General features: G+C 37.2%; 28 protein-coding genes, 1 tRNA gene and 1 pseudogene. 18 read left to right on the top strand and 12 right to left on the bottom strand.

Annotated features, from left to right (window positions below):
* Window positions 1–9: 9 nt before the first annotated feature.
* Window positions 10–684, top strand: a complete 675-nt coding sequence (locus H4K35_RS04805) for a thioredoxin family protein (RefSeq protein WP_182626249.1) — start codon at window positions 10–12, stop codon at window positions 682–684.
* A 193-nt stretch (window positions 685–877) separates the two neighbouring features.
* Here H4K35_RS04805 and H4K35_RS04800 read toward each other — a convergent pair whose 3' ends face one another.
* The 3 genes from H4K35_RS04800 to dnaA form a co-directional block, all read right to left on the bottom strand.
* Window positions 878–1600 carry an SAM-dependent methyltransferase gene (locus H4K35_RS04800; protein ID WP_182626248.1) on the bottom strand — a complete coding sequence of 241 codons (723 nt, stop codon included), beginning with the start codon at window positions 1598–1600 and terminating at the stop codon, window positions 878–880.
* Between the two features lie 103 nt (window positions 1601–1703).
* A complete protein-coding gene (locus tag H4K35_RS04795; RefSeq protein WP_182626247.1) occupies window positions 1704–2162 on the bottom strand; it encodes a low molecular weight protein-tyrosine-phosphatase in 459 nt (152 codons plus the stop codon).
* Window positions 2162–3601, bottom strand: a complete 1440-nt coding sequence (gene dnaA / locus H4K35_RS04790; protein WP_182626246.1) for a chromosomal replication initiator protein DnaA — start codon at window positions 3599–3601, stop codon at window positions 2162–2164. The genes H4K35_RS04795 and dnaA overlap by 1 nt, the downstream gene beginning before the upstream one ends.
* A 187-nt stretch (window positions 3602–3788) precedes the next feature.
* On the opposite strand from dnaA, the gene H4K35_RS04785 reads away from it, so the two are divergent.
* The 7 genes and pseudogenes from H4K35_RS04785 to H4K35_RS04755 all read left to right on the top strand — a co-directional run bounded on the left by H4K35_RS04785 (window position 3789) and on the right by H4K35_RS04755 (window position 9472).
* Window positions 3789–4199, top strand: coding sequence for a thioesterase family protein (locus tag H4K35_RS04785; RefSeq protein ID WP_182626245.1), 411 nt, complete (start codon window positions 3789–3791; stop codon window positions 4197–4199).
* 53 nt (window positions 4200–4252) lie between these two features.
* Window positions 4253–4984 (top strand): hypothetical protein, encoded by a 732-nt coding sequence (locus tag H4K35_RS04780; RefSeq protein ID WP_182626244.1) that lies wholly within the window; start codon window positions 4253–4255, stop codon window positions 4982–4984.
* A gap of 431 nt (window positions 4985–5415) precedes the next feature.
* Entirely contained in the window at window positions 5416–6228 is an 813-nt protein-coding gene (locus tag H4K35_RS04775) for a hypothetical protein (RefSeq protein ID WP_182626243.1), read from the top strand.
* Between the two features lie 17 nt (window positions 6229–6245).
* The gene (locus tag H4K35_RS04770) at window positions 6246–7079 is read left to right on the top strand and encodes a DUF3592 domain-containing protein (RefSeq protein ID WP_182626242.1); all 834 of its coding nucleotides are present in this window, start codon (window positions 6246–6248) and stop codon (window positions 7077–7079) included.
* 53 nt (window positions 7080–7132) lie between these two features.
* Window positions 7133–7249: pseudogene (locus tag H4K35_RS15750) on the top strand (RHS repeat-associated core domain-containing protein); the annotation flags it as partial.
* 624 nt (window positions 7250–7873) lie between these two features.
* Complete coding sequence (locus tag H4K35_RS04760) at window positions 7874–8383, top strand: hypothetical protein (protein ID WP_182626241.1); 510 nt, start codon at window positions 7874–7876, stop codon at window positions 8381–8383.
* A 570-nt stretch (window positions 8384–8953) separates the two neighbouring features.
* Window positions 8954–9472 (top strand): hypothetical protein, encoded by a 519-nt coding sequence (locus H4K35_RS04755; RefSeq protein WP_182626240.1) that lies wholly within the window; start codon window positions 8954–8956, stop codon window positions 9470–9472.
* A 206-nt stretch (window positions 9473–9678) separates the two neighbouring features.
* Here the strand turns inward: H4K35_RS04755 and H4K35_RS04750 are convergent.
* A tRNA-Met gene (locus H4K35_RS04750) sits at window positions 9679–9752 on the bottom strand.
* Between the two features lie 149 nt (window positions 9753–9901).
* On the opposite strand from H4K35_RS04750, the gene H4K35_RS04745 reads away from it, so the two are divergent.
* Window positions 9902–10288 carry an START-like domain-containing protein gene (locus tag H4K35_RS04745; protein ID WP_182626239.1) on the top strand — a complete coding sequence of 129 codons (387 nt, stop codon included), beginning with the start codon at window positions 9902–9904 and terminating at the stop codon, window positions 10286–10288.
* A gap of 54 nt (window positions 10289–10342) precedes the next feature.
* Entirely contained in the window at window positions 10343–11188 is an 846-nt protein-coding gene (locus H4K35_RS04740) for an aminotransferase class IV (RefSeq protein WP_182626238.1), read from the top strand.
* A gap of 141 nt (window positions 11189–11329) precedes the next feature.
* Here H4K35_RS04740 and H4K35_RS04735 read toward each other — a convergent pair whose 3' ends face one another.
* The 5 genes from H4K35_RS04735 to H4K35_RS04715 all read right to left on the bottom strand — a co-directional run bounded on the left by H4K35_RS04735 (window position 11330) and on the right by H4K35_RS04715 (window position 15884).
* On the bottom strand, window positions 11330–11893 hold the full coding sequence (locus H4K35_RS04735) for a YqgE/AlgH family protein (RefSeq protein WP_182626237.1): 564 nt from the start codon (window positions 11891–11893) through the stop codon (window positions 11330–11332).
* A 97-nt stretch (window positions 11894–11990) separates the two neighbouring features.
* On the bottom strand, window positions 11991–12266 hold the full coding sequence (locus H4K35_RS04730; RefSeq protein WP_002986040.1) for an HU family DNA-binding protein: 276 nt from the start codon (window positions 12264–12266) through the stop codon (window positions 11991–11993).
* A 155-nt stretch (window positions 12267–12421) separates the two neighbouring features.
* Entirely contained in the window at window positions 12422–13372 is a 951-nt protein-coding gene (fmt, locus tag H4K35_RS04725) for a methionyl-tRNA formyltransferase (RefSeq protein ID WP_182626236.1), read from the bottom strand.
* A complete protein-coding gene (locus H4K35_RS04720) occupies window positions 13372–15276 on the bottom strand; it encodes an ATP-dependent DNA helicase RecQ (protein WP_182626235.1) in 1905 nt (634 codons plus the stop codon). The genes fmt and H4K35_RS04720 overlap by 1 nt, the downstream gene beginning before the upstream one ends.
* Before the next feature lie 74 nt (window positions 15277–15350).
* On the bottom strand, window positions 15351–15884 hold the full coding sequence (locus H4K35_RS04715) for an AAA family ATPase (RefSeq protein WP_182626234.1): 534 nt from the start codon (window positions 15882–15884) through the stop codon (window positions 15351–15353).
* Between the two features lie 196 nt (window positions 15885–16080).
* On the opposite strand from H4K35_RS04715, the gene H4K35_RS04710 reads away from it, so the two are divergent.
* The 3 genes from H4K35_RS04710 to murA all read left to right on the top strand — a co-directional run bounded on the left by H4K35_RS04710 (window position 16081) and on the right by murA (window position 18487).
* Window positions 16081–16365 (top strand): DUF493 family protein, encoded by a 285-nt coding sequence (locus tag H4K35_RS04710; protein WP_182626233.1) that lies wholly within the window; start codon window positions 16081–16083, stop codon window positions 16363–16365.
* Window positions 16366–16439: 74 nt separating this feature from the next.
* The gene (locus H4K35_RS04705) at window positions 16440–17174 is read left to right on the top strand and encodes a DUF4290 domain-containing protein (RefSeq protein ID WP_182626232.1); all 735 of its coding nucleotides are present in this window, start codon (window positions 16440–16442) and stop codon (window positions 17172–17174) included.
* Window positions 17174–18487, top strand: a complete 1314-nt coding sequence (gene murA / locus H4K35_RS04700) for a UDP-N-acetylglucosamine 1-carboxyvinyltransferase (RefSeq protein ID WP_182626231.1) — start codon at window positions 17174–17176, stop codon at window positions 18485–18487. Before H4K35_RS04705 ends, murA begins: the two co-directional genes overlap by 1 nt.
* 54 nt (window positions 18488–18541) lie before the next feature.
* Here the strand turns inward: murA and H4K35_RS04695 are convergent, their stop codons facing one another.
* Window positions 18542–20965: a S9 family peptidase gene (locus tag H4K35_RS04695; RefSeq protein WP_182626230.1), complete on the bottom strand. Its 2424-nt coding sequence runs from the start codon at window positions 20963–20965 to the stop codon at window positions 18542–18544.
* 130 nt (window positions 20966–21095) lie between these two features.
* On the opposite strand from H4K35_RS04695, the gene H4K35_RS04690 reads away from it, so the two are divergent.
* The gene (locus H4K35_RS04690; RefSeq protein WP_182626229.1) at window positions 21096–22100 is read left to right on the top strand and encodes a 3-oxoacyl-ACP synthase III family protein; all 1005 of its coding nucleotides are present in this window, start codon (window positions 21096–21098) and stop codon (window positions 22098–22100) included.
* Window positions 22101–22136: 36 nt separating this feature from the next.
* Window positions 22137–22829, top strand: a complete 693-nt coding sequence (locus tag H4K35_RS04685) for a sterol desaturase family protein (protein ID WP_182626228.1) — start codon at window positions 22137–22139, stop codon at window positions 22827–22829.
* A 61-nt stretch (window positions 22830–22890) separates the two neighbouring features.
* Here the strand turns inward: H4K35_RS04685 and H4K35_RS04680 are convergent, their stop codons facing one another.
* Both H4K35_RS04680 and H4K35_RS04675 read right to left on the bottom strand, forming a co-directional pair.
* A complete protein-coding gene (locus tag H4K35_RS04680) occupies window positions 22891–23406 on the bottom strand; it encodes a DUF2892 domain-containing protein (protein WP_182626227.1) in 516 nt (171 codons plus the stop codon).
* A gap of 101 nt (window positions 23407–23507) precedes the next feature.
* Complete coding sequence (locus H4K35_RS04675; protein WP_182626226.1) at window positions 23508–24176, bottom strand: HAD family phosphatase; 669 nt, start codon at window positions 24174–24176, stop codon at window positions 23508–23510.
* A gap of 167 nt (window positions 24177–24343) precedes the next feature.
* Here H4K35_RS04675 and H4K35_RS04670 point away from each other — a divergent pair, with 167 nt between their 5' ends.
* Genes H4K35_RS04670 through H4K35_RS04660 form a run of 3 tightly spaced genes read left to right on the top strand, consistent with a single transcriptional unit; the run spans window position 24344 to window position 25789 of the window.
* Window positions 24344–24892 carry an RNA polymerase sigma factor gene (locus H4K35_RS04670; protein ID WP_182626225.1) on the top strand — a complete coding sequence of 183 codons (549 nt, stop codon included), beginning with the start codon at window positions 24344–24346 and terminating at the stop codon, window positions 24890–24892.
* A 44-nt stretch (window positions 24893–24936) separates the two neighbouring features.
* The gene (locus tag H4K35_RS04665) at window positions 24937–25350 is read left to right on the top strand and encodes a hypothetical protein (protein WP_182626224.1); all 414 of its coding nucleotides are present in this window, start codon (window positions 24937–24939) and stop codon (window positions 25348–25350) included.
* 7 nt (window positions 25351–25357) lie between these two features.
* On the top strand, window positions 25358–25789 hold the full coding sequence (locus H4K35_RS04660; protein WP_182626223.1) for a hypothetical protein: 432 nt from the start codon (window positions 25358–25360) through the stop codon (window positions 25787–25789).
* Window positions 25790–25848 lie beyond the last annotated feature (59 nt).

Genomic DNA, 25848 nt, shown 5'->3' with positions numbered 1-25848 from the left:
AAGAAATATATGTGGAGAAATTTAGTTTTAGCAGTATGCTGTAGTCTTGCGTTTATTGGGTGCAAGAAAGAAGTAAAAGACGCAGGGGTAATTGCTCCTACGGAAGAAGTGATAGAGCCTGTAAATGACTTTAAAGGCGTTTTGGGCTATAAGATAGGCGATGCCGCAACAGATTTTAGTCTCTTGGGAACGGATGATAAAAAACACAGCCTGGCAGATTTTAAAGAAGCCAAAGGTTTTATCGTTATTTTTACTTGTAACCACTGTCCCTATGCTCAAGCGTATGAAAAGCGCATTATCGCATTAGATACGAAATACAAAGCATTGGGGTATCCTGTAATTGCAATTAACCCTAACGATCCTGTTGTGCAACCAGAAGATGGACTTGAATTAATGAAGGTAAGAGCAAAGGAAAGAGGTTTTACTTTTCCCTATCTGCTAGATGAGAGACAAAAAATTTATCCGCAATATGGGGCTACTAAAACCCCTCATGTCTTTGTTTTACAAAAAGAAGCAGCAAAGTATATCGTAAAATACATCGGGGCTATTGATGATAACTATGAGGATGAAAGCCAGGTGTCTGAAAAATACGTAGAGAATGCAGTCGATGCCTTACTCGCGGGAAAAGCGATCGAACAAACGACAACTGTAGCTATTGGTTGTACAATTAAGGTGAAAAAATAAGAATGGAGTGAATTTTCAATTTGACTTGCAGTTCTTCTTCAATAAAAAAGGGATGAGTTTTTATATAAACTCATCCCTTTTTTATATGTCTAATCTAGTATAATCTAAAATTCACTCCTTCTCCCGTTTATCTCACTGATTTTATATTTAGTATTTGATGAACTTACGCTGCGTTTCGGTATCTCATTTTTCATCAATTCTTGTGTAGAATAAAAATACAAGGTCTTTTATGTAAATCAATCGTTGTTCGTTTCCAAGCGGATATGGGTTTTGTTTGGATGAATTCACTTTCTAAGGTGATATCACAAGCGATACACAACAGCGTATTAGGGTGAAGGACTTGGACTAAATCTTGTAGTAATTGATTGTTTCTATAAGGCGTTTCAATAAAAATTTGGGATTGACTTTTCTCAAACGACAGGCGTTCAAAGGTTTTTAGTTCGCTTTTCTTTTCGTTTTTATCGATGGGTAAATAACCGTTAAAAGCAAAACTTTGGCCATTCATTCCCGAAGCCATTAGGGCGAGTAGGATAGAAGATGGACCTACCAAAGGCAATACGCGAATATTTTGTTTGTGGGCGAGTTCAACAATGGCTGCACCTGGATCAGCAATCCCAGGACACCCTGCCTCGCTGATTACACCGACGTCTTTGCCTTCTAGTAGCGGTTGTATATATTGCTTAAAGGTTGAAGGATCAGTGTGTTTGTTTAGGGGGAATAAGATTAATTCCGACTGTTTTTTATCTGGAGCAATTCGCTTGATAAATTTGCGAACCGTTTTTTCGTTTTCTACAATGAAAATAGACAATCGATCGATCGTGTCTTTTACAGCTTGAGGAAGTACTTGCATAGGTTCGTTGTCTCCTAATGTGGTAGGAATCATATACAAGGTTCCCGTGTGAGTAGCTTTATCCATAATTTGAGGAACTGTTATTTTTATTTGCAAAGGTAAGTCAATCCGCCTATAAAAAACAAAAGGAAGAAATGCAATTTCTTCCTTGTTTATAGGTTATAAATAACTAAGATTTTAAATTTTTAGCGATCAGGTTACAAGCCTCATCAATCAGTTGAAAAACGTGTTCAAATCCATCGGGACCTCCGTAATACGGATCTGGAACTTCCGCTTTTTTCGTTTCATCAAGTACGTCTAAAAGTAGGCGGACCTTATTTTTTTCTTCTTGATTTTCTGTTAGTTGGATTACGTTGTTGTAATTCGATTGATCCATGACGAAAATGTAGTCAAAGGTACTGAAATCACTCTTTTTAAACTGTCTTGCACGCTGTGTGGTCAAATCAATTCCGTATTTTTTCGCCACTTCAATTGAGCGTGGATCAGGTAACTCACCTACATGCCAATTGCCCGTTCCGGCAGAATCAACTAAAAAGTGTTCTTGAGGAAGTTTAGCTTGTAAAATTCCTTCTGCTAAAGGAGACCTACAAATATTGCCTAAACATACCATCAGTACTTTTGCTTTCATTACATATTGAACTTTTGGTTAATTTCATCGTGAAACTTCTTGAATTCTTTGTCTGTTTCCAATAAGTTATCGACAGTTTTGCAAGCGTGTAATACAGTAGCGTGATCGCGTTTTCCAATTTGTGAACCAATGTTGGCCAAGGATGCTTTGGTGTATTTCTTAGCAAAGAACATAGCTAATTGTCTGGCTTGTACAATATTGCGCTTTCTCGTTTTGGATTTCAGTGTTTCTATATCCATTTCGAAGTAATCAGATACCACTTTTTGGATGTAGTCAATGGAAATTTCTTTCTGCGTATGCTTGATGAATTTCTCAATCACTTGACGAGCTAAATCAATCGTTACCTCTTGTTTGTTGAACGAAGACTGTGCGATTAACGAAATAATAGCCCCTTCTAATTCACGCACGTTGGTCGATACGTTTTTAGCCATATACTCGATGATGTTTTCAGGCATTGTTACCCCATCACGGTATAAAATATGTTTAACAATCTTCACGCGAGTTTCAAAATCTGGTGTTTGAATCTCTGCTGACAAGCCCCATTTGAAACGAGATAACAAGCGTTGCTCGATATCTTGCATGTCTACAGGAGCCTTATCTGAAGTTAGAATTACTTGTTTTCCATTTTGATGTAAGTGGTTGAAAATGTGGAAAAACACATCTTGTGTTCCAGACTTACCGGACAAGAATTGAATATCATCGACAATTAATACATCAATTAATTGATAAAAATAGATAAAGTCATTTCTCGTTTGTTTACGTACTGAGTCTACGTATTGTTGGGTGAATACTTCTGCTGAAATATATAAAACAGTTTTATCAGGGAAATATTCTTTAATTTCTACACCAATGGCATGAGCTAAGTGTGTTTTACCTAATCCAACGCCACCAAAAATCAACAAAGGGTTGAAGGAAGTACCTCCTGGTTTTTTAGATACAGCCATTCCCGCAGAACGCGCTAAGCGGTTTGCATCTCCTTCTAGGAAGTTATCAAATGAATAGTTTGAATTTAATTGGGATTCAATCTTTACATTTCGAATACCAGGAATGATGAATGGATTTTTTAGTTCAGGGTTTTTGTTCTGAACAGGAACATCCAATTCTTGTGGTTTCACAGGACCTCGTTGCGAACTAGGTAACTGTTCTGTATAGGGCTGCTTGTTGCCCGATACATTTTCCATCTGTATTTTATATAGTAACTTTGCATTGCCACCTAACACTTTTGTCAATGCAACCTTCAATATGCTTACATAGTGCTCTTCTAGCCATTCGTAGAAGAATTTACTAGGCACTTGTATATATAACTTGTCTTCAGTTAATTCAATGGCTTTAATAGGCATGAACCAAGTCTTGAATGCTTGTTCGCCTATGTTGTCCTTTATGAATTCAAGACAAGCATTCCAAGCAGATTGCGCTGTCATGTCTTTGTATTCGTGCATTTTTGGTTAGATTTTTAAAAAAACAGTTACTATTTTTGAATGTTTTTTGGATTGATGTCGGTGTCGAATCAGATGGCAAATATGTGAACAATTTTTGGGATAAAAAAACGATTAGGTCATTGTAATTTTCAAAAAAAAATGGTAAGTACATTTATAATTCAATTAGTCAAATATAATTAAAAGGAATATGAAAAAATTCGATTACACCGTACGGGTGCGTTATGCTGAAACAGATCAGATGGGCGTAGTATATCATGGGAACTATGCGCAATACTTTGAGATTGGGCGAGTTGAATGGTTGCGCAATTTGGGAATTTCCTACAAACGAATGGAGGAATTGGGGATTATGTTGCCCGTTGTGTCACTAACTATGAACTACAAAAAGCCAGCAAAATACGATGAAGACCTTTGTGTTCGCACTATTTTTAAACAGTGCACAGGCGTTAAAATAGAATTCGATTATGAAATCTTTAACCAACAAGGGGAGTTATTAACAACGGGATATTCCATGTTGGTGTTTGTCGATATGAAAACGGGACGCCCTACTGTACCTCCTGCCTATGTGTTGGAGAAAATAAATGAGATGGCAGAGGAATAATTTTTTTTATTCTTTGAAGTAATTATATCTTTATCCAAACAAACCAAAACACTATGAAAAAGCTATTGGCACTATTGAGTCTGTTGTGTATCGGCATGAGCGCTTATGCTCAACGAGCTACTTTACTAGATGGGCGCGTTCGATTGTATAATGGACAAATTGTTCCAGTTACCATCGAAAATAAAAATACGAAAGAAAAAACTCAATCCGATCAAACCGGATATTTCTTGATTCAAACCCATTTGGGAGATACCCTTCGTTTCTCCAGTGAATATAGTGCTACGATGTTGTATGTGATCGATGAGGGAGATTTGGAAACCAAACGCATTACACCTGTTTTGGTAAAACCTGGACAAAAATTGGAGGAGATTATCATCGTAAAGAAAGAATTTGGGGAAGGTGAGATGGATTTCGGAACTAAAAAATTGACTCCCGCAGAGAAGCGATACAATAGAAATAATCGCGTATTCATGGCAACAAGCGATTTAAAAATGGGAATTACCATCGATGCAATCATCAATCGACTCAACGGAACGCGAAAACGCGATCTACAAATGATCGAATACGAGCGTATTGAAATGAATATGGCCTCGTTTTACAAACAATATCCAAGAGAAGATCTAATGAAAGACTTAGGTATTCCTGAATATCACCTAGATGCTTTTGTCATCTATTTTGTTTCTCAACCGGATACTGATAAAATAAAGGTAGATCGAAGCGAGGGATATCAAATCTTATTGGCGCAGTATTATGACGAGTTTTTGACGTTTATCAAAGAAGAGTAAAATAAATTTAAACTATTCTATTACACTTAAAAAGGCTGTCTAAAAAGACTAACAAATATAACCCCATCTATTTTTTAGGTGGGGTTTTTTGTGCTGTGGACCAAAGGCTTTACAGCCTTACATTGGCATGCGCTAAGGAATCTTGGTCCTTGTTGTTGCTCAAGCATGGTCGCTTGCACGCATTCCGCTGCATCGGTACAACAATAGTGGCTAATCCTAGGTCATAGCGCAGGGGTTGTGTCTCGTTCGTGAATGATTATGGTCAATTGTAAAGTAGTCCTTGGTTTTCTAAAGGCGAATGAAGAGGGTAAACAGCCTCTTTTTTTTGCCTTTTTGGCAGAATATGGAAATATATTTTTTTATTGTGTTACCTTGCAGAGAGGAAGCATCACATTTGTTTGCCTCCAAATGAAAAAGAAAAAATAAGTGCTATGAGTAAGAACCAAGGAAAAGGAATTAATTTCTTCCTTATTGTTATTGTGCTGGTCTTCCTGTCGTATGGGAGTTCGTTATTGTCTTCTATAGGGCGTATTCCCTTGCAAATGGCAACTGCACTCCTCAATGGAGAACCATATACCGGGAAATTTGAACAGCTACGAGATCCTTATGGGCAAAACCATTGGGGTATTACTTTTGAAAAAGAGGACGGATCTCCGTGGGGTATTGTGGCTGATCGAGTGAGTGATCTAACCATGGACTATTTTAGTCAAGGTGATCAAGTGGTTTTGATGGATGAAACAGGGGCAACTTTTTGGATCACCTATGAAGATTTGGGAATTGCTTATGCGATCCTTTTGGTTGGCTTTTTTGTGCTTCGATTGCTAATTTCTCTTTTGTTGTCGTTTCTCGTACTTGTTTCTAATACTACTATAAAAGCAGTTCGAAACAGCAAAATAGCCTTGGGGCTTTTACTAAAACCCCTTCGTTTACTCACTTTTGGTTATGTACTTGCTGTGTTTTATCAATACCGAATTTTTGCATACGAAGAAGAGCAAACTTTTTTTATTGCTTTTTTAGCCGTTTATGGGCTTTACTCTTTAATTGTGGTGCTTTCGCGTATACAAAAGGCGCGAAAATATTGGGGCAATCAACCCGAAATGCCGAGAAATACAACCCAATATGAAAATACAACTACTGTTTTGGATAACAGTGTAACTATAGTCGATACTGCAAGTAAACACGATAACGATTTGATTCAACGAGAGAAGCGAACGTTTAAACATGAGACTTCCCGTTATAAATAAAAGAAAAATCAAGGAGTATGCTTTTATTTCATGGAGTTCCGCTTGCCTTAACTACCTATGGGTGGAGTGGAGTTGTAGCACTGCTTGTAGGCTTGTTACTTACCTATAAAATTGGACAAAGACGCGTGCAATCTGGCAAGGAATCGTTGGGATGTCTCGGGTTTGGTTATGTTTTTCTCGTGGTAACTATTTTGATGGTTTTTGCCATTGGAAGTGCTATAGGGGTGGGGTCGTCCCTCTATAAATCAACCCAACTGTTGCTGCATGGTCAACGCTATCCAGCCAAAGTCATATCGTATTCCACCTATGAAAGTCACGATAGCGATGCGGGTACCACAACCACAATGTTTACGCCAACGCTTGAGTTTACAACTGCATCTGGTCAGTTGGTGGAGCATACTGTATCCTATTCCTCCAGTAGTAAACCAACGATAGGGGAATTTGTTACCGTGTATTATGACGAGGTAACACAAAAGGGCATGAGTTTTGGATTTGGGGCATTGGCGCTGTTTGTAGGGGCGCTTATTTTTATGGTCACTTTAGCATTCGTCTTCTGGGGTGTTTTGCTATACGCAATGAATTACGACATGACCAATTACTTCCAGCGAGCTAAGTTTATCGGGGTTACTTTTTTTATTCCTCTGCTGATGATCCTCTTTGATGGATTGCTAATCTATGCCTTATTTTACGGAAATAAAGTGCCCTTTTTTGTGACAGCTCTTCTCGTTTTCTTTATCCTCGTACTTTCTTTAGCTATCTGGGGCTATATCAAGATGATCTTTACTCATGATATCGCTTGGGAACAAACAGGTCCTAACAGTTGGGGCGGTCATCCAGTGCCTAAGAATTAGATCAAAGCACAGGCTACTACTATTATGGAGCACGTTATTATGATCCTGGAGCGAGTATATTTTTGAGTGTGGATCCGCTAGCAGATCAATTCCCAGGATGGAATCCATACCATTATGTACACAATAACCCGGTTAATTTGATTGACCCTACGGGGATGAGTGCACAAAACCCTGGCGACGGTGATCCGAAGAAACAACCAGAATTAGGAAATATTATGAATACAGTAGTATCCAATATGGGAACCGTATTAGATGAAATTGTTATTAATTTGCAACGTGGAGCTGATAAATTAGCTTCTGATTTTGAGAGAAATAAGGAAAAATCAGGGTATAATCATTTTAAAAGAGGTTTTAGTAATTGGAAATTGGAAGGAATGAGTTTTACTGTGGAAGGAGGTAAATCATCTCCTTTAGAATCGCCAAAAGGAAATAGATTTACGCGTTGGGTGGATATGACAATATTTATGATTTTTGCCATGGATGTGTTTGGGCCTGAAACGGTGTTGCCAGGAGTTGTACCTGATGGAAGTAATACTTTTGCGCCTAAAGCAAATAATCAACCGATTTCACCACAACCGATAGTACCTGTTGTGCCTACTTTGGATAAGGTTACGATGCAACGAATAGACTATAGTGCAACTAAACCTTTTAGAGATAATGGATCTACCTTTCATACTCCAGTACCAAGAGATACAACAGTAAATAGGCAAGATGCTCCAATCGTCAAAGAATTAAATACAAGAGATTCTTTAAATGGAATAAAAATGAGGGATTATTATAATAGAAGATAAATAATGAGAAAAGTTAGTTTAATAGTTTTAATAGGAATATTCTTTTACAATTGTGATGGTCGAGTTAAAAATAATGATTCAAACCAGGATAAAATTTATTTTGATGAAAATAGAATTGTTTATGATATAGATTTTCCAGATACAGTATATTCTAAAGAAGATAATTATGGTTTAGTTAGCTACAAAAGCCATTATGATTCTATAATAACTGATTTTGGAGTTAAGGATACTAATAGATATGCACGTTTGATAATAACCACTACAAATAGTATAGATTACGATTACGCTTATTTAAAAAGTATTGTTAAGGATACATTTGGTGCATACGATAATAGATCGATTTATTTCATGCTTAAATTTGAAAACCCTGGGGTGTTTTATATTGATGGGGTTATAAATGATTTAATTCTAATAGATTTACATAAAAAAAATGAAGAGGGAATAGATCAAATTAGATGGTTAGAAGATGAAGTAAGAGTAACAAAAAAAGTAGTTGTAATCGACAAAGAATAATACATTTCCCCCAATCTTCCAAAACGGATCAAAGGGGTTTTTACTTCGTTTCACTCAGTATGACAATTAGAAAAGACTTTTTTTAAGGGGGATTGTTTAGAGAAAAAAAAGAAACACCCTACCACCGTTACACTATTAAAAAAGGCTTCGACTTTAACCAACGACAATGGTAAAGTGTTTAAAAAGGTAAAGTACAGCCTAAGACTACAAAAAAGCAACAATGGTGTAGTAAAAAGAGTAGTGGGTTTTAGTCAGTTACTTCACTATGTTCAGTATGACAAAAGGGGAAATGTTTTTTAGTGCTATAAAGGAGATGAATTCTAACGTACACTACAATTTAAAGGCATACAATTGATTTAAAAAGTGTTTTGCAGTACGTAATCAATCGCAATAAAAGTAAACAGTTGTAGCGTATATTTTTAAAGTAGTTTTTTATATTGTACCAGAGCAGAGAGATACTTTTATGAAAGAAAGTCAGATTCGACAAAGGGATTAGAGATTAAATAAGCAAAGAGATTCTCTACGAAAGTTGAATACAGCTAATATGTTAAATGCTAAATCTAATTTGTAATGAGAATAGTAAGTTTATTTTTATTACTCCTTATTTCATGTGAAAAAAAGCAAAAGAAAGAGGATTTCTATGAAGAATATAATGGAATGCAATTAACAGAATCACGGACTAAAACTCTCCGTGGTAATATTACATATACATTCGATTTGCCTGACACATTGAAAGTAAATCAAGCTTATGATATTGTATTTAAATTTGATAGTCCTTTTGATACAATAGTAGATCCAATGGTAGACACAATAAACTTTAGAACTATAACTATGTTCTATTACAACCCAATTAAAGTAGGTGAAAGAAATGAAGATATTGCTTTTAAAGCAAAAGATTCTATATTGATTCCTAATAAACTATTCACTTTAGGAAATTTTAAAATAGAAGATAAAGGTAAATATTTGTTTTTCGTTGTAATTCACGATGAAATTATGTATAACTATTTTAATGACAAAGGAAAGCGTGATTCTGTTCATTTTGACAGAATATTTGAGGAAATAAAAAAAGAAGTTGTGGTTATTGAGTAACTACTAAAGTTAGAATAAAATACTGCCATCCCAACCTATCCAATCGGATTAAAGAGGTTTTTAGTTGACCGTTAGTGGTTTATGAAAAATACTCAATAGAAAGCGAATGAAAACTGTTGAAAGTCTCCTTTTTTTACCTTTATTTATAATCCATACAAGTGTAAACAAAAAAAGACCTAATCTCTCGATTAAGTCTTTTTTGCTTGTAGCGAAGACGGGAGTTGAACCCGTGACCTCAGGGTTATGAATCCTGCGCTCTAACCGACTGAGCTACCTCGCCATTTTTCGGTTATTTATTCCTTTTTTGGGAATGCGAGTGCAAAGTTACTATAATTTTCAAACAAACCAAAGAGAAGCCTTCTTAAAAAATATTTTTTTATTAGCAAAATATGTTTATATTCGAGGAATTATAACTTTTTAAGTACAGCTATGAAAGAAAAATATGAGTTAGAATTTTCTATAAATTCATCCCCTCAATTGTTATATCAATACGTGTCAGATCCTTCAGGATTAAGCGAATGGTTTGCGGATAACGTGAATTCAAGAGGAGAGGTTTATTCTTTTATATGGGGGGATTCAGAAGAAAAAGCAAGAGTAGTTACGCGAAAAACGGACGAAAGAGTGCGTTACAGATGGTTAGATGAAGATGGAGAAGACACAGAGTACTACTTTGAAATAAAAATAATACGCGATGAGTTGACCAAAGATGTCACCATTATCGTAACTGATTTTGCGGTAGCAGATGAAATAGATGAATCAAAACAATTGTGGGAAAATCAAATTATGGATTTAAAACAAGTCCTAGGATCTGCTTAGATTCCATAAAATATAACTTATATTTGCCGTTAATAGTAATCACAAATTAGAACTATGATTAATGTTAACGGCAAACTTGTTTCTACTACAGACCTAGCCATAGAAAACAACCGCGGTTTTTTATATGGTGACGCTGTTTTTGAAACAGTTCGAGTTCTCGATAAAAAAGTATTATTCGCTGAAGATCACTACTTTAGATTGATGTCTTCCATGCGAATCATGCGCATGGAAATTCCCATGCACTTTACCTTAGAAAACTTCCAAGAAGAAATAATAAAAACAGTAGAGGCTACTGCAAGTCAAGCAAAAGCTTTTCGCGTACGCCTAACCGTTTATCGCGACGCAACAGGTAAGTACCTGCCTCAAGAAAATAAAACCATCGGATTTGTCGCTACAGCAGAAGCATTGGAGGAAGCCTTATACACTTTCCAAGACCAAGCCTATGAGGTAGAACTATACAAAGATTTTTACGTGGCAGCCAATCTGTTGTCTACCGTGAAAACGACAAACCGAGCAGTGAATGTATTGGCTAGTATTTTTGCCTCAGAAAACGACTACCAAAACTGTTTGTTGGTCAATGATAAAAAAAATATCATCGAAGCAGTCAACGGAAATTTATTTGTCGTTAGTCAAAACACAATTAAAACCCCGCCTTTAGACGAAGGTTGTGTCAAAGGTATAATGCGCAAGCAAATCATCGAACTGCTCGCAAAACACCCTAATTTGACCTTAGAAGAGAGTCCAATCTCGCCTTTTGAATTGCAAAAAGCAGATGAGATCTTCATCACCAACGTAATTGTGGGAATCCAACCTATAACAAAATACAGAAAGAAAACTTTTACCACACAAGTGTCTAAAGAGTTATTGGATCGCTTAAATGCGAAAATTAGATTGATGTAGTTTTTTGGGTGATGAGAGATGAGAAAAGGGAGATGAGTAAATGTATCTGAATATAATAAGAGATGGCTTGCAATTGCAAGCCATCTCTTATTATATTGTTTACAGTTAACGGTTTACGTATCACGCATCACCAATAAAAAATCAATTTAAATTGGGGTTTTCTGGTGCATTGAACCAGATGCTAAAATCTTTCCCTAGTGTTTGTAGGGCTTGTTTCCAGTATGTTTTAGTAGGTTGTTCTAGGGGATTAAAGCGCAGGGATTGGGTTTTGATCCAGTGCTGATTGGAAAGTTCCATTTCCAACTGACCGTTGTCCCAACCGGCATATCCCATAAAAAAGCGCAGGTCTAAATGAGTGAGTAGTCCCGTTTCGATATGGGAGAAGATGCTGTTAAAATCACCACCCCAATACAGTTGATCCGTAATTGCGATGCTATCAGGAATAAGATCGGGGCATTTGTGAATGCAAAATAGGCGATCGGATTCTACAGGACCTCCGTGATACACTGTAAAGGCACCATTGCTTTCGGGCACAAGCTCACTGAGTATATAGGGAGTTGGTTTATTTAAAATAAAGCCCATACAACCATCGATATTGTGATCTGTTAACAGAATCACCGATTGATTAAATTCTACATCATTGGGATTGTAGGCAGAGGGTAGTGCAATTAAATAATCCCCTTTGTTGATCTCGTGTTGTGTCATAGAATAGGCATAAAAAAAGTCTCATTATACAATATAATAAGACTTTTTTAATTTTTTACTATTTTGATGTGTTTATCTACATAAACAAAGTCAGTAATTACTTGTTCACAGATCCTTCTAATTCAGACCCAGCTTTAAATTTAACTACTTTTTTAGCAGCAATTTTGATTGTTTTTCCAGTTTGTGGGTTTCTTCCTTCTCTAGCAGCTCTTTCAGATACTGACCATGAACCGAAACCTACTAATGAAATTTTGTCTCCTTTAGCTAAAGTAGATTCAACGTTAGATAAGAAAGATTCTAAAGCTTTTTTAGCTGCAACTTTACTGATCTCTGCATCTTTTGCGATAGCATCGATTAATTCTGTTTTGTTCATAATAATTTTTTTTAAAGGTTAACTTTATTAACGTTCTTCTTACAAATTTAGGGTTATAAAGTTATAAAACAAGCTTTTTCAAAAAAAAAAACGAATTAGAATATCTTTTTTTGTGTTAAGGTTCTATGTGAAGTATTCTATTAAGGGAAAAGCATTTATAATACGATAGTGTTTTCGCTAAAATTTTGTCCATTTAATACTTCGTTTGCTAACATCATTTTCTTGCCTGGTAATTGTAATTTTACGAGGTTTAAGAAGCCGTTTTTTACTGCTGCTTTTATTGTTTTTTTGGTTGTAATTATTTGTCCTATAGGTAGTTGATGTTCTTCTTCTTCGAAGTGAGCCTCATAGATTTTGATGTTCCATTCTTGTTGAGAATCGCGGTCTTCAAGCATGCACCAAGCAGCTGGATACGGGCTTAGCCCTCGGATTAGTTGCTCTATTTCAACTCCCGTTTTACTGAAATCGATTTTGCAGTTGTCTCGGTTTAATTTATAAGCAGTTTTTGTGTCTTCAGCGGGTTGATGTACTACTTTTACCTCTCCTTTTTGAATTAATTGCAAGGTTTCCACTACAGTTTCGGCGCCTAAAACCATCAGGCGATCGTGTAACTCACCTGCATTTTCTTTCGGTCCAATGGGGGTTTCTTTTTTAAGGATAATCGCTCCTGTATCTATTTTTTCATCGATAAAGAAGGTTGTTACGCCTGTTTTGGTCTCTCCGTTAATGATGGCCCAGTTGATTGGAGCCGCCCCTCTGTAATCCGGTAGGAGTGAGGCATGGAGGTTAAAGGTGCCTAAGGCAGGCATCTGCCATACCGCCGCAGGTAACATGCGAAAAGCTACTACTACTTGTAAATTGGCTTGGTAGGAGGCTAATTCTTCTAAAAAAGCCTCGTCTTTTAAATTAGTTGGCTGTAAAATAGGGAGCTCTTTAGTTAAAGCATATTCTTTTACTGCCGAATACTTCAGTTTTTGTCCTCTTCCTGCAGGTCGATCTGGTGCTGTAATCACCGCTACAATGTTGAAGTTATGTTGATACATCGCATCGAGAATCCCAACGGCAAAGTCTGGGGTTCCCATAAAAATGATACGTAAGTCTTTCATTATACTAAGCTATATTGATTTTTATTATTCAGTTTAATTTTCTGTTGTTCCAACAATATCTGCAATACCAGAAGAAGATCTGGCAGGGCAAGATTCAGTGCTGTTTCCAACTCAAGGGCAGAGGCTGCTTGCTCGTGTTGTAAATGCTGTACTACGCGTTCTTTTACTTGAGAGATGTTGACTTGGGGCTTTTTTTGTTGCGTCTGTAAACAAGTGGAACAGCTACCGCAATCTTGCTCCAAGGTTTCATCAAAGTATCGCAAGATGATTTTGTTTTTACAAATATCGTCATTTTGTGCGTAAAAGTAAATGGCCTGATATTGGTCTAGTTTTAATTTATTTTGCTGTTCCAAGAAGGGAAACGTCCTATAGATGGTTTTGTCCTCCTCCCACGCTTCAAGAAAGGTGAGCTCTAGGTCGTGTTCCTCTGGGGTAAAGAGACACAATGCTTCCTGATGCCAATGTTGCAAACATTCTTGAATAAACAACAGAGGTTCGCCCGTCTGTTCGCTCAGATAGGCTAGGTTAATTGGCGTATTGTATTCGTGAATACCCGGATAATGGCGGATAATCTGCAACAATACTTGTTCTTGTCGCTCATTGTCATAGACGTAATCCAGCAATTCACTACTGCTAACAATGAATTGTAGTTGCGTTTTATTATTCGAATTTGGGGTTAACTTACAAATTCCTTGGCGATCTAAAAACTGCAAGACATTATAGGTGAGCGTATAGGGGAAGTTGTACTGCAGACAAAACTGATTAAAACTAAAAGAATAAGCGGTGTTGAATCCCTCGCCGAGTCCGATACTCAGGTAGTTGTTTAGTTTGCGGTAGACTAACTTTAGAAAATCCTTGTCAAAGAGATTTTCTTTGGCCCAATCAGCTACAGATTTTGGTTCGTTGGGCGAGACAAGGAGAGAAGCAAAAGCCTTGGATTCATCTCTACCTGCTCTACCTGCTTCTTGGTAGTAATTTTCTAGATTTTCTGGCAGTTGGAGGTGAATGACGTTGCGGACGTTTTTTTTGTCAATTCCCATTCCAAATGCATTAGTTGCCACCATAATTGGCGTTTTCTCAGCAACCCAGTCTTCTAAGCGCTTTTTCTTCTCAAAGGCATGTAGTCCACCGTGAAAAAAGTTAGCGTTAAAATTCTTTTGGTTAAGACGTTGGGCCAATAGTTGAGTTTCTTTTCTACTGCGTACGTAAATGATCGCTGGAAAAGGGTGTTTTTGTAAAATGCGCTCAACGATAGCTTCTTTATTTTCAACCTTATATACGCCATAGATGAGGTTGTTGCGGTAAAAACTCTTGGTAAATAGCGCTACGTCTTTGAGTTCGAGATGGGTGCAAATGTCAGAAATGACACGTTTATTCGCCGATCCCGTAAGGGCGATAACAGGTGCGGAAGGAAAGAGCTTTCGCAATTGGTTGATCTTGAGATAAGCAGGACGAAAATCATTACCCCATTGTGAAATACAATGTGCTTCGTCTACGGCGATTACACTCACTTTTAAGTTTTCTATGCGCTCCAATAACCACGTTTGCTCCAATCGTTCTGGGGAGAGGTACAACAATTTATAATCCCCATAAAGGCAATTGTCTAAAATCGCATCAATATCCGTTATGGAGGTTCCCCCAACAATAGCGGCAGCCTTAATGCCGAGTGCATTGAGGTTGTTGACCTGATCCTGCATCAAAGCAACGAGTGGTGAAATCACCAAACACGTACCTGGAAGAAGCAAGGCGGGAATCTGAAAGCAAATACTTTTTCCACCTCCCGTGGGAAGTAAAGCAAAAGTGTCTTTTTTTTGTAAAACAGATGTGATAATCTCTTCTTGTGGCTCCCTAAAAGAAGTGTGTTTCCAGTATTTTTGAAGGATATCAATCGGCTTTTTTGTCATAGAAGGGCAGGTTTAGCTTTTGACTAAGGTAGTCAAAAATGTAAAAAGGATTGCAACAACAATCCTTTTTTATATTATACTCGATCTAAGATAAATTCTACTCTTTTCGCAATAGTTTCTCGGGGCACTTCAATCAAATCATATCCGTAGCTCTTGTAGGTGTCCACGAGATAGCGGTGAATGAGATTCGCCTGCTCAAACGATTCATAACGCTGATCATCACTCACGTATATATTCTCCCAAGGAGGTAGTAAGAAAATTTGATGATACAAGTGATTTTTACACGCCTGGTCAAAACTTTCGGGATAGGCGTCTCCTTTGTAATGCATATAAGCCAATACATCGGGAATCCCCCTGTCGATAAAAACGAGATTAGCGTCTTCTGCAACCGCACTTTTATGTTGATCTATTCTACCTTCTAGTAATAGTTGACTAAATAATAACGGTTCCGTTAAAAAAAGTTGATCAATTCCTTTTTCTTGTGCCTTCTTTGTAACTTCCCTTGATATTTCAGGATAACACGTATACCCTTTCTCAATTAATTCATTGATTATGGTTGTCTTACCAGATCCTGGGCCTCCGATTATTAAAACGAGTTTTGTATTCATTTCTACTTAAAAATAAGAAAGGGGCAAAAATAGAACAAAAAGTCGGGATAGCACGACTTTTCTCAGATTCTTTACTATTAAGATAAGGTTAAAGTGGGAAAGAGCAAACGACTTACGGACAAGCAACAAACAAATCACCCCAACAACAAAGCCTGAAAAAAGGTAGAAAATACGTATATTTGCATTAAAATATTTTATGGATACTAAGACAAAAGAATTTTATGAGAGCTTAAAAGAGAAGCTAGAGTTTGAAAGAACGTGGCCAAATGAATACTTATTTAAGTTTATTGTCCCAGCTGACGAGCGTAAAATTGCACAAATTGAACGCGCTTTTGACGGTATGAATCCCGCAATAAACTTCAGAAACTCAAGCAAGGGAACTTTTACCAGTGTATCGATAAAAGTGCATATGACAAGTGCACAAGCTATCGTTGATAAGTATATTGAGCTATCAACTATTGAAGGGTTATTGTCGCTGTAAAAATTGCTTTATCCTAGAAAGTTTCCTACTTTTATAGCTAGTACAATGAACCAAACTTTGTAAACACAGATTAGATGAAATTTAATTCCGCAGAAGCAGTAACACACTTAGGCTATAATACAGCCACCAATAAACTAGTTATTCCCGATTATGGACGCCATCTCCAGATAATGATTGAACAAATCGTTTTGATAGAAGATGCAGAAGAACGAAATAAAGCCGCAAATTACGCCATTCGCGTGATGGGGGATATGAATCCACACTTGCGTGATGTTCCTGATTTTCAGCATAAATTATGGGATCAGCTTTTTATGATTTCCGATTTTAAACTAGATGTCCCTTGTCCTTTTCCAATTGCGACGAGAGAAACTGTGTATGCAAAACCAGAAGTACTGCCTTATCCTAAAAAACAGCTGAACTATCGTTACTATGGCAATAACATCAAAAGTATGATTGCTGAAGCATTGAAGTTTGAAGAAGGAGAAATGAGAGATGCGTTAATCATTGTAATCGCAAATCACATGAAAAAAAGTTACCTCAGCTGGAATAAGGACAATGTAAAAGACGAAGTGATCTTTGAACATTTAGCCGAACTTTCTGGAGGAAAAATCAATCTGTCAAAACAAGAAGAGGAGTTGTCGACTACGGCTAACCTGATTCAGGTGAATCGCAAGCAGTCCAATAAAAGTAATTATTCCAATACCAACAACAATGCGAATAATAACAATCAAAAAGGCGGTAGTAACAGCAACAACAATAACAGTAAAAAATACAACAAGCACAATTATCAAGCAAAAGGTAAAAAGTAATGAGTACATTTAGAATTGAAGGAGGGCATCAACTAAAAGGAGAGGTGTATGCACAAGGCGCTAAGAATGAGGCTTTACAAATACTTTGTGCGGTTTTGTTGACAGAGGAGCGCGTGGTAATTTCCAATATTCCCGATATTATTGATGTCAATAAATTAATCGAATTGTTGGAGTCCCTCGGAGTGAAAATCGAGCGATTGGCACCAAATAAAATGGCTTTTCAGGCGGATGATCTCAATTTGGAGTACCTAACTTCAGATGATTTTAAAGCAGGTGGAAAGGCATTGAGAGGGTCAATCATGATGGTGGGACCACTTTTAGGTCGCTTTGGTAAAGGGTATATCCCAAAACCAGGAGGAGATAAAATTGGAAGACGTAGATTGGATACTCACTTTGAAGGGTTTATTAAATTAGGCGCAACATTTAGATACAATAGAGAAGAACATTTTTACGGGGTTGAGGCACAACAATTAGTGGGTGCTGATATGCTGTTAGAAGAAGCTTCTGTTACAGGTACAGCTAACATTATTATGGCAGCTGTATTGGCAAAAGGAACCACAACCATATACAATGCGGCTTGTGAACCGTATTTGCAGCAGCTGTGTAAGATGCTAAACTGCATGGGAGCAAAGATCACAGGAGTAGGGTCTAATTTCCTTACGATTGAAGGGGTTGAACGCCTAAAAGGATGCGAACACAGTATTTTGCCTGATATGATCGAAATCGGTTCGTGGATTGGATTAGCTGCTATGACCAAAAGTGAATTGACAATCAAAAATGTAGGGTGGGAGCACTTAGGTGTAATTCCCAATACGTTTAGACGATTGGGGATTCAGTTGGAAAAAAGAGGGGATGATATTTATATCCCTGCCCATACAGCGGGTTATGAAATCCAAAGCTTTATCGATGGATCGATTCTTACCATTGCCGATTCACCATGGCCAGGACTTACACCTGATTTGTTGAGTGTATTGCTCGTCGTAGCTACACAAGCAAGAGGTGAGGTACTTATTCATCAAAAAATGTTTGAAAGTCGTTTGTTCTTTGTCGATAAACTAATTGATATGGGAGCGAAGATCATCCTTTGTGATCCACATCGCGCCGTAGTAATAGGACATGATTTTAAATCTCAATTGAAAGCTACGCGTATGTCATCACCAGATATTCGCGCAGGAATTTCCTTATTAATCGCTGCATTGTCTGCGCAAGGAACAAGTGTGATTCAGAATATCGATCAGATTGACCGCGGATATGAACGCATTGACGAACGTTTACGTGCATTAGGTGCCAAAATTGAACGCGTTGATGAATAACAATACAAACAATAGAATAAAAAAAGCTCAGCAAAAATGCTGAGCTTTTTTATTCTATTGTTTGTTCTTTAAATATTTTTCTAAAAACTGATCTTGTTCCCATAGCAAGTGCAAGATGTTTTCTTTGGCTACATACCCATGGCTTTCTTTCGGTAGGATGACCATGCGAACAGGTGCTCCTAATCCTTTTAACGCTTGGAAGTAACGCTCTGTTTGTAAAGTGAAGGTTCCTGGGTTGTTATCGGCTTCTCCGTGCACTAATAACATAGGGGTTTTCATTTTGTCTGCGTTCATGAAAGGTGACATCGTGTTATACACATGTGGCACTTCCCAATAGTTGCGTTGCTCTGTTTGAAATCCAAAAGGAGTCAACGTTCGGTTATACGCTCCACTACGCGCAATACCCACAGCAAATAAATCCGAATGCGTCAATAAGTTTGCCGTCATAAAAGCACCATAAGAATGTCCACCAACACCCACTTTTGAACGATCAATATAACCTAAAGCATCTACAGCATCAATAGCAGCTTTACCATTAGCTACCAATTGCTCAATATAGGTGTCATTAGGTTCTTCTGTTCCCTCTCCTACAATAGGAAAAGCTGCATCATCCAATACCGCATAGCCTTTCGTTACCCAGTACACAAATGATCCATAGTAAGGGAAGGTAAATTCACTCGAGTTTGATGTAACTTGTCCTGCACTGTTTTTATCCTTGTATTCTGTCGGATAAGCCCAAATGAGTAAAGGTAATTTTTCTGTTTTATTCTTTCTGTCGTAGTTGGCTGGCAAGTAGAGTGTACCCGATAATTCCAGTCCGTCTTCGCGTTTGTAAGTGATTACTTCTTTGTACACCCCATTCAAGCTTTCAAATGGATTTTTGAAGTCCGTAATCGCAGTCAAATCGTTTTTCTTCTTGATGTTTCTAAAGTAGTAGTTCGGATATTCTGTTGGCGACTGAATCGAAACTAATACCAATCCTTTTTTGATGTCTTGAATCGATTGAATGTTCTCTTTTTTCGTTGTATAAGTCGATTGGTAAAGACGCTTTGTTTTAAGCGTGGTTAAATCGAACTCATCGATAAAAGGGAATTGTCCTTTGGGTGTATAACCATCACCAAGTAAAAACATTTTGTTGTTTTCAATAGCTAAGGTATAACGGCCGTATTCATTTCGCTTAGTTTCAAATGTTCCAGGGTCGCTGTACACATCTTGTTCATTGCGATCTTCAATTTTAATAGGATTGGGGTTAGAAGTTGATGGATTAAGCAAGAATTGTCTGATATTTCGCGTGTCATACCATTGATCTGCAACTACAGCAACTTGGTCATTCCCCCAAGTAATACCCGCATAGCGCTGTCCTAATTTCACCAGTGATTTTGGCGCTGATGTAAAGGGTGCTTCCCACGTAAATACTTCGTCTCTAAATTCCGCTTCCTTAGCAGGATCTCCACCGTCTAAAGCTTCAACAAATGAAAGTGTTGCCGGTTGATCTGCACGCCATTGCATATTTCTCTTTCCTTCGCGAACAGCCATAAAACCTTTGGGCATAATCTCGCTTAAAGGAACGTCATTTACTTGTTTTACCAAAGTACCATCTGCTTTGTAAACCGTTGTTTTCATAGGAAATCGGTTTAGGGGTACTAGGTATGAAAACGGTTTTTCTAAGGTCGTTACTAAGAGATAGTTCCCGTCAGGAGAAAACGATTCACTAGCATACATCGCAGCCTCTTTGAAAAGTTTTTTATTTCCTTTTAAGTCAATTAAATACAGTTCAGATGTTACCAAGGTTTCAAAATTAGCTTCATCTGTTTTGTTTTTCAACAAATCTTGGTAGGTTCTGTTTTGAGAAACAACGCCCTCTTCACTGATCGATACAATCGGTCCTGTAGGTAAGTTCTTTTTTGTATCAATTAAAGCGGGTCTATTCGCAGGAATTACGCTAACTAGTATTTGCTCATTGTCTTTCATCCACGTGATAGGATTCCCTAAATTGGCATTCAAATTGGCTTGGCTTAGCTTTTTTGCCTCAGCGGTTTTGAAGTCCAATACCCATAATTCAACGCCTGTAGCTACTGTATTGGTAAACGCTATTTTCGTTTGATCAGGAGAAATCGTCACGTTGGAAATTCTCGGATTAGCGGGTAATCCCTTCACTTGAATCTCCTTTTTGTCTTTTACCTTTCTGACTTTTAAGTTTTCAATATAGGTTAAAGTGCTGGAAATATTGGTGTTTACATCGATTCGTAAACCGCCTAATCGCATTTCTTCTACGTTTAAGTCATCGAGCGTTTTGTAGGTGCTGCGGTAACTCAAAAGCATGTATTCCATTTTGCTATCCATAAAGATGGATGGGGCACGTTCGAATTCTGCTAGTTGCAAAATTTCTTGTGAAGGCTTTTGATAGGTTACATTTTCTTGTGCAAACATAGATGTAATTAAAAAAAGAGAGAATAAAGAAGTTTTTAAAATCTTCATTTTTTTGTTTGTTTTAGTTTATATGAGCAATATACGTGGAATATTTAAAAAAGAAACCGTTTTTTGTGAGGATGTTTTTTACAATACACAAAAAACTTACCTTTGCTTTAACAAATTAAATCAGATAAGTATGTTTAGATCAAAGATTTCGGGTCTAGGTTACTATGTACCCGATAACGTAGTGACCAATGACGATTTGTCAAAAATAATGGACACCAATAACGAGTGGATTGTTGAACGAACAGGAATCCATGAGCGTAGACATAAGCTTTTAGCAGAGGACACTACTTCGGGTATGGGTGTAAAAGCCGCTAAAAAGGCGATGGAGCGTGCAGGAGTAGAAGCTAAAGATATCGACTTTGTTGTGTTTGCTACGTTGAGTCCTGATTATTACTTTCCTGGTCCAGGGGTGCTCTTGCAAAAGGAATTAGGTTTAGATACTGTGGCTGCTTTGGACATCCGTGCGCAGTGTTCAGGGTTTATTTATGCCCTGTCTATTGCGGATCAATACATTAAAACGGGCATGTATAAAACGGTTTTAGTGGTAGGATCTGAAGTACATTCAGCCGGATTAGATATGACGACTAGAGGTCGCTCGGTATCTGTGATTTTTGGTGATGGAGCAGGAGCGGCGATTTTAACGCGATCTGATGATGAATCTGGTATTCTATCTACGCATATTCACTCCCAAGGAGAACATGCGGAAGAATTAGCTCTACTCGCACCAGGTATGGGTGGACGATGGGTGTCTGATATTTTGAAAGACAACGATCCAGATGATTTGAGCTATATGCCTCATATGAATGGCCAATTTGTATTCAAAAATGCAGTGGTGCGATTCAGCGAAGTAATCCTCGAAGGATTAGAAGCGAATAAGTTAGCAGTATCCGATATTGATATGTTGATTCCACATCAAGCGAATTTGAGAATTTCTCAATTTATCCAACAAAAATTTGGACTTTCAGACGATCAAGTATACAATAATATCCAAAAATACGGCAATACAACAGCCGCATCAGTGCCCATTGCCTTAACTGAAGCTTGGGAAAAAGGCAAAATTAATAAAGGTGATTTAGTCGTTTTAGCCGCTTTCGGAAGTGGTTTTACTTGGGGAAGTGTTGTGTTAAAATGGTAATTTTTTTTATCTTAGCTAGAAAAGTAGTTAAGAAATATGAAATTTGACAAAATAAACAACAAAGGACAAGCGAGACTATTTGAAAACCCCTATTTAGAAATGTTGACAAAAGGACACCCCGCTGTAATCTGGGGGATGTATATTCCACTTTTGTCGTATGTGGTTTATTTAGGTTATACCGATTATCAATTATCCGTTCAGAACCTCATTTTACTTTTTTTAGGTGGAATGTTGTTCTGGACGTTTTTTGAATACTTAGCCCATCGCTACTTGTTTCACCTGATTAGCGAAAAACGAAATCTACAGCGTATTGCTTATATCATGCACGGCAATCACCACCATTATCCACGTGATAGACAGCGTCTGTTTATGCCTCCCGTACCGAGCATTATCCTTGCCTCTCTCTTGTTTGGCTTGCAATACTTACTCCTAGGACCCTATACGTTTGGTTTCTATCCTGGTTTTATCATAGGGTATCTGTTGTACGCTTCCATGCATTATGCCATTCACGCTTTTGCACCCCCGTTTAAATTTATGAAACCCTTATGGAGAAACCACCACTTACATCATTATAAAAATGAAGAATTGGGCTTCGGCGTGAGCAATACGTTTTGGGATCGTGTCTTTGGAACGATGTTCGACCTGGAAAAGGAAAAAGAAGACAAAGAAAAAGTGAAAGAACTGATGTTTGTTCGAAAAGAAAAGAATGAGGTAAATCATCGTTCCTAAGCTTTCTCCTTTAGAATAGGAAACAAAAAAAAACCACTTGTTTTCAAGTGGTTTTTTATATTTAAAGGCGTTTCATTTGCTCCTTCATCATTTTGATTTGATCTTTTAGCATGCCTTGTTTATCTAATTTTTGTGCTTCGCTTAATAACTTCGTCGCTTCTATTTTTCTGCGTTTGGTCATTGAGATTCCCGCTAATTGCAATTTAGCCATAGCTAAGTCTTGATCCATATTCAATCCCAATTCAATGGCTTTCTTCATGTATTTTTCAGAAGCATTTAGATTGGTTTGAGAGGTCATAATACCCATTAAGTAATTATAGTATCCGTTTTGCTTTCTCACTAAAGCTGTTTCAGGATTTTTAATTCGCTTCAACCATTTTTCTGCTCCTTCAAAATCTTGTTTTCTCAATTTTAAGAAAGACAACAGGATGAACTCATTTTTAAAATACAAGAGTATAACAAGCCCCATCAAGAACAAGAGAAAAATTCCATTTCCAATATTTGATTCTGAAAATTGCCAAACAGCCGTTGCTAGTAATAGTGCTGCGATACCTAATTTAATATACCTATGAAACATATGCTAGAATTAACTTCATTAAGAATGCAAAATTAAAAAAATAAGCGTAGTATAAAAATTATTCCACATAAACCTACAGCCTATTTCTATTCGTTGAGATTCTAAAGGGATTGAAACAAATGAATTAATTGATCGGGTTGGAGGTCTAAAAAGGATTCCACAACAAAATCAGCGGTACTATAATCCTGTTGTTTGGAGTTCTGACTCTTATATCCCAATACTTTAATACCTGCTGCATTGGCTGCTTTGATGCCATTTGTGCTATCCTCAATCACCAAGCAATGTGCTTTGTCGTTTACTTTTGCCAATGAAGCCGCTTGGATAAAGATAGCAGGATCGGGTTTAGATTTCGGAAAATCCTCTCCACTTACGATATGTGTGAAATAGGGGAATAATTCAAAGCGATTAAATACGCGGTGAATCGTACTTTTTGATGCCGAGGACCCTAAAATCAATTCAATATCGCATTGGTGTAGGCTAACAATAAGATTTCTTACCCCTTCGATGAGTTCCAAATCCGGTTTTGTATCAAAAGAAGCGTTAAACAAAGCGCGTTTGCGCAAGACTAAGTCTGAAACCTCTTGTTCTACCGGAAAGAGTTCCTTTATTTTTTGATAGGTATTTTTGGTAGATAATCCCGTAAAAGAGGTGTATATATCTTCAGTTACCTCAATACCCAATTCGTCAAAATGTGAATAATAAGCGTAACGATGTACGGGTTCAGTATCTACAATTACCCCGTCCATATCAAAAATAACCGTGCGTAACATATCTTCTATTTTTTTGCGTAAAGGTAAGAGGTTTTTCCCCATTGACGTAGTCTTGTGACTCCATTCTGTCTTGCTGAAACGAAATATTCCGAAATTTATAACGTTGCCTACGTGCTTTTTACTATTTTTACGTTCACACCTTACCTATAAAAAATAAACATTACACCTTGTCTGCATCTGAAGAAGAACAATTCGTACAACAACTACAACATGCCAATACGAAAGAGGCAGCATTTCGCGATCTTGTTACGCAAAACAAGGCAAGGCTTTACTATCACATTCGTTCCTTGGTGTTAGATCACGACGATACGGATGATATTTTACAGGAAACCTTTATCAAAGCATTCCAAAACATCGAAAGTTTTAAAGGCAATAGCAAGCTTTCCTCTTGGTTGTACCGAATTGCCACCAATCAGGCGTTGGATTTCTTAAAACAAAAGAGCAGGTTAAACAAAATTACATCAGAAGAATACAACCAACAAAAGGTAGATGAGCTGGAAGCTGACCCCTATTTTAACGGGGATCAAGCAACGGCCTTACTGCATCAAGCCATCGCTTCCTTACCCGAAAAACAACAGTTGGTATTTAAAATGCGCTATTTTCAAGAACTCGACTACAACCAAATGTCCGAAATTCTCGATACCTCTGTGGGCGCATTAAAAGCTTCCTATCACCACGCAGTAAAAAAAATAGAATTATTTTTACAAACGCATTAAACCTTTGTACAAAAAATCAGTCTAAATAGTATAAGCATATAAAAATGATAACGAACCACAATGCACCTAACGATAGAAAAGACGGTTTCAACCTACCTGATGGGTACTTGGAATCCTTTGATCAGCGTCTTTTTGAGCGAATTATCGCAGAGAAAAAACCTAAGTCAAAGGGTATTATTCCATTCACACCGACCTATTTTATTGCTATCGCTGCTACCATAGCGCTTTTACTAGGGGTGGGTTTATTTATCAAAATACAACTGAATGCCGCTATTAGCCATGAAGATTTAGAAACGTATTTAGAGTACAACCCTTCCTATACGTTGTCCAACGAATTTATTCAGGCTTTTGACGAAGCAGACATTAAAGAACTTGAACAAAGCATTCAAATTAATCAAAATGAGATTAATGAGTATGTTCAAACCAATATCGATCTTGACTATTACTTAAATGACTAATTATACTATGAAAAGATTTTTATTATTACTTATCCTATTAAGCTTTTCGTCTATCAGTTTTGCGCAGCAGCACTCCTCGGATCAAATAAAATCATTAAAAATAGCTCATATCACCTCTGTTTTGAATCTAACAACTGAGGAAGCTGAGAAATTTTGGCCACTTTATAATACTTATGACAGCAAGATATCCAAGTTAAGACATTCAGCGGTTATTCATTATCTTAAATCTAATGAGACTCAGGATATTGAAAACCTAACAGAAAAACAAGCGACAGAAAAAGTACAAGCGATAGAGACCTTTGAAGAGGACTATTGTTCCGTTCGAAAACAGTTTATTGTTGATTGTAAGAAGATCTTATCGAACAAAAAAATTCTCTTACTCAAAAAAGCAGAAGACGATTTTAATCGAAAATTACTCAAAAAGTATAAAGACAAATAATAAGCTATAAATAAAAAATAGCAAAATCTACCAAACCTAGCCTACAAAAGACCTATATT

It is taken from the genome of Myroides sp. NP-2, from assembly GCF_014145665.1.
Taxonomy (GTDB): Bacteria; Bacteroidota; Bacteroidia; order Flavobacteriales; family Flavobacteriaceae; genus Flavobacterium.
Note: the sequence above shows the minus strand (reverse complement) of the source record. Positions and strands in the feature narration are given on the sequence as shown.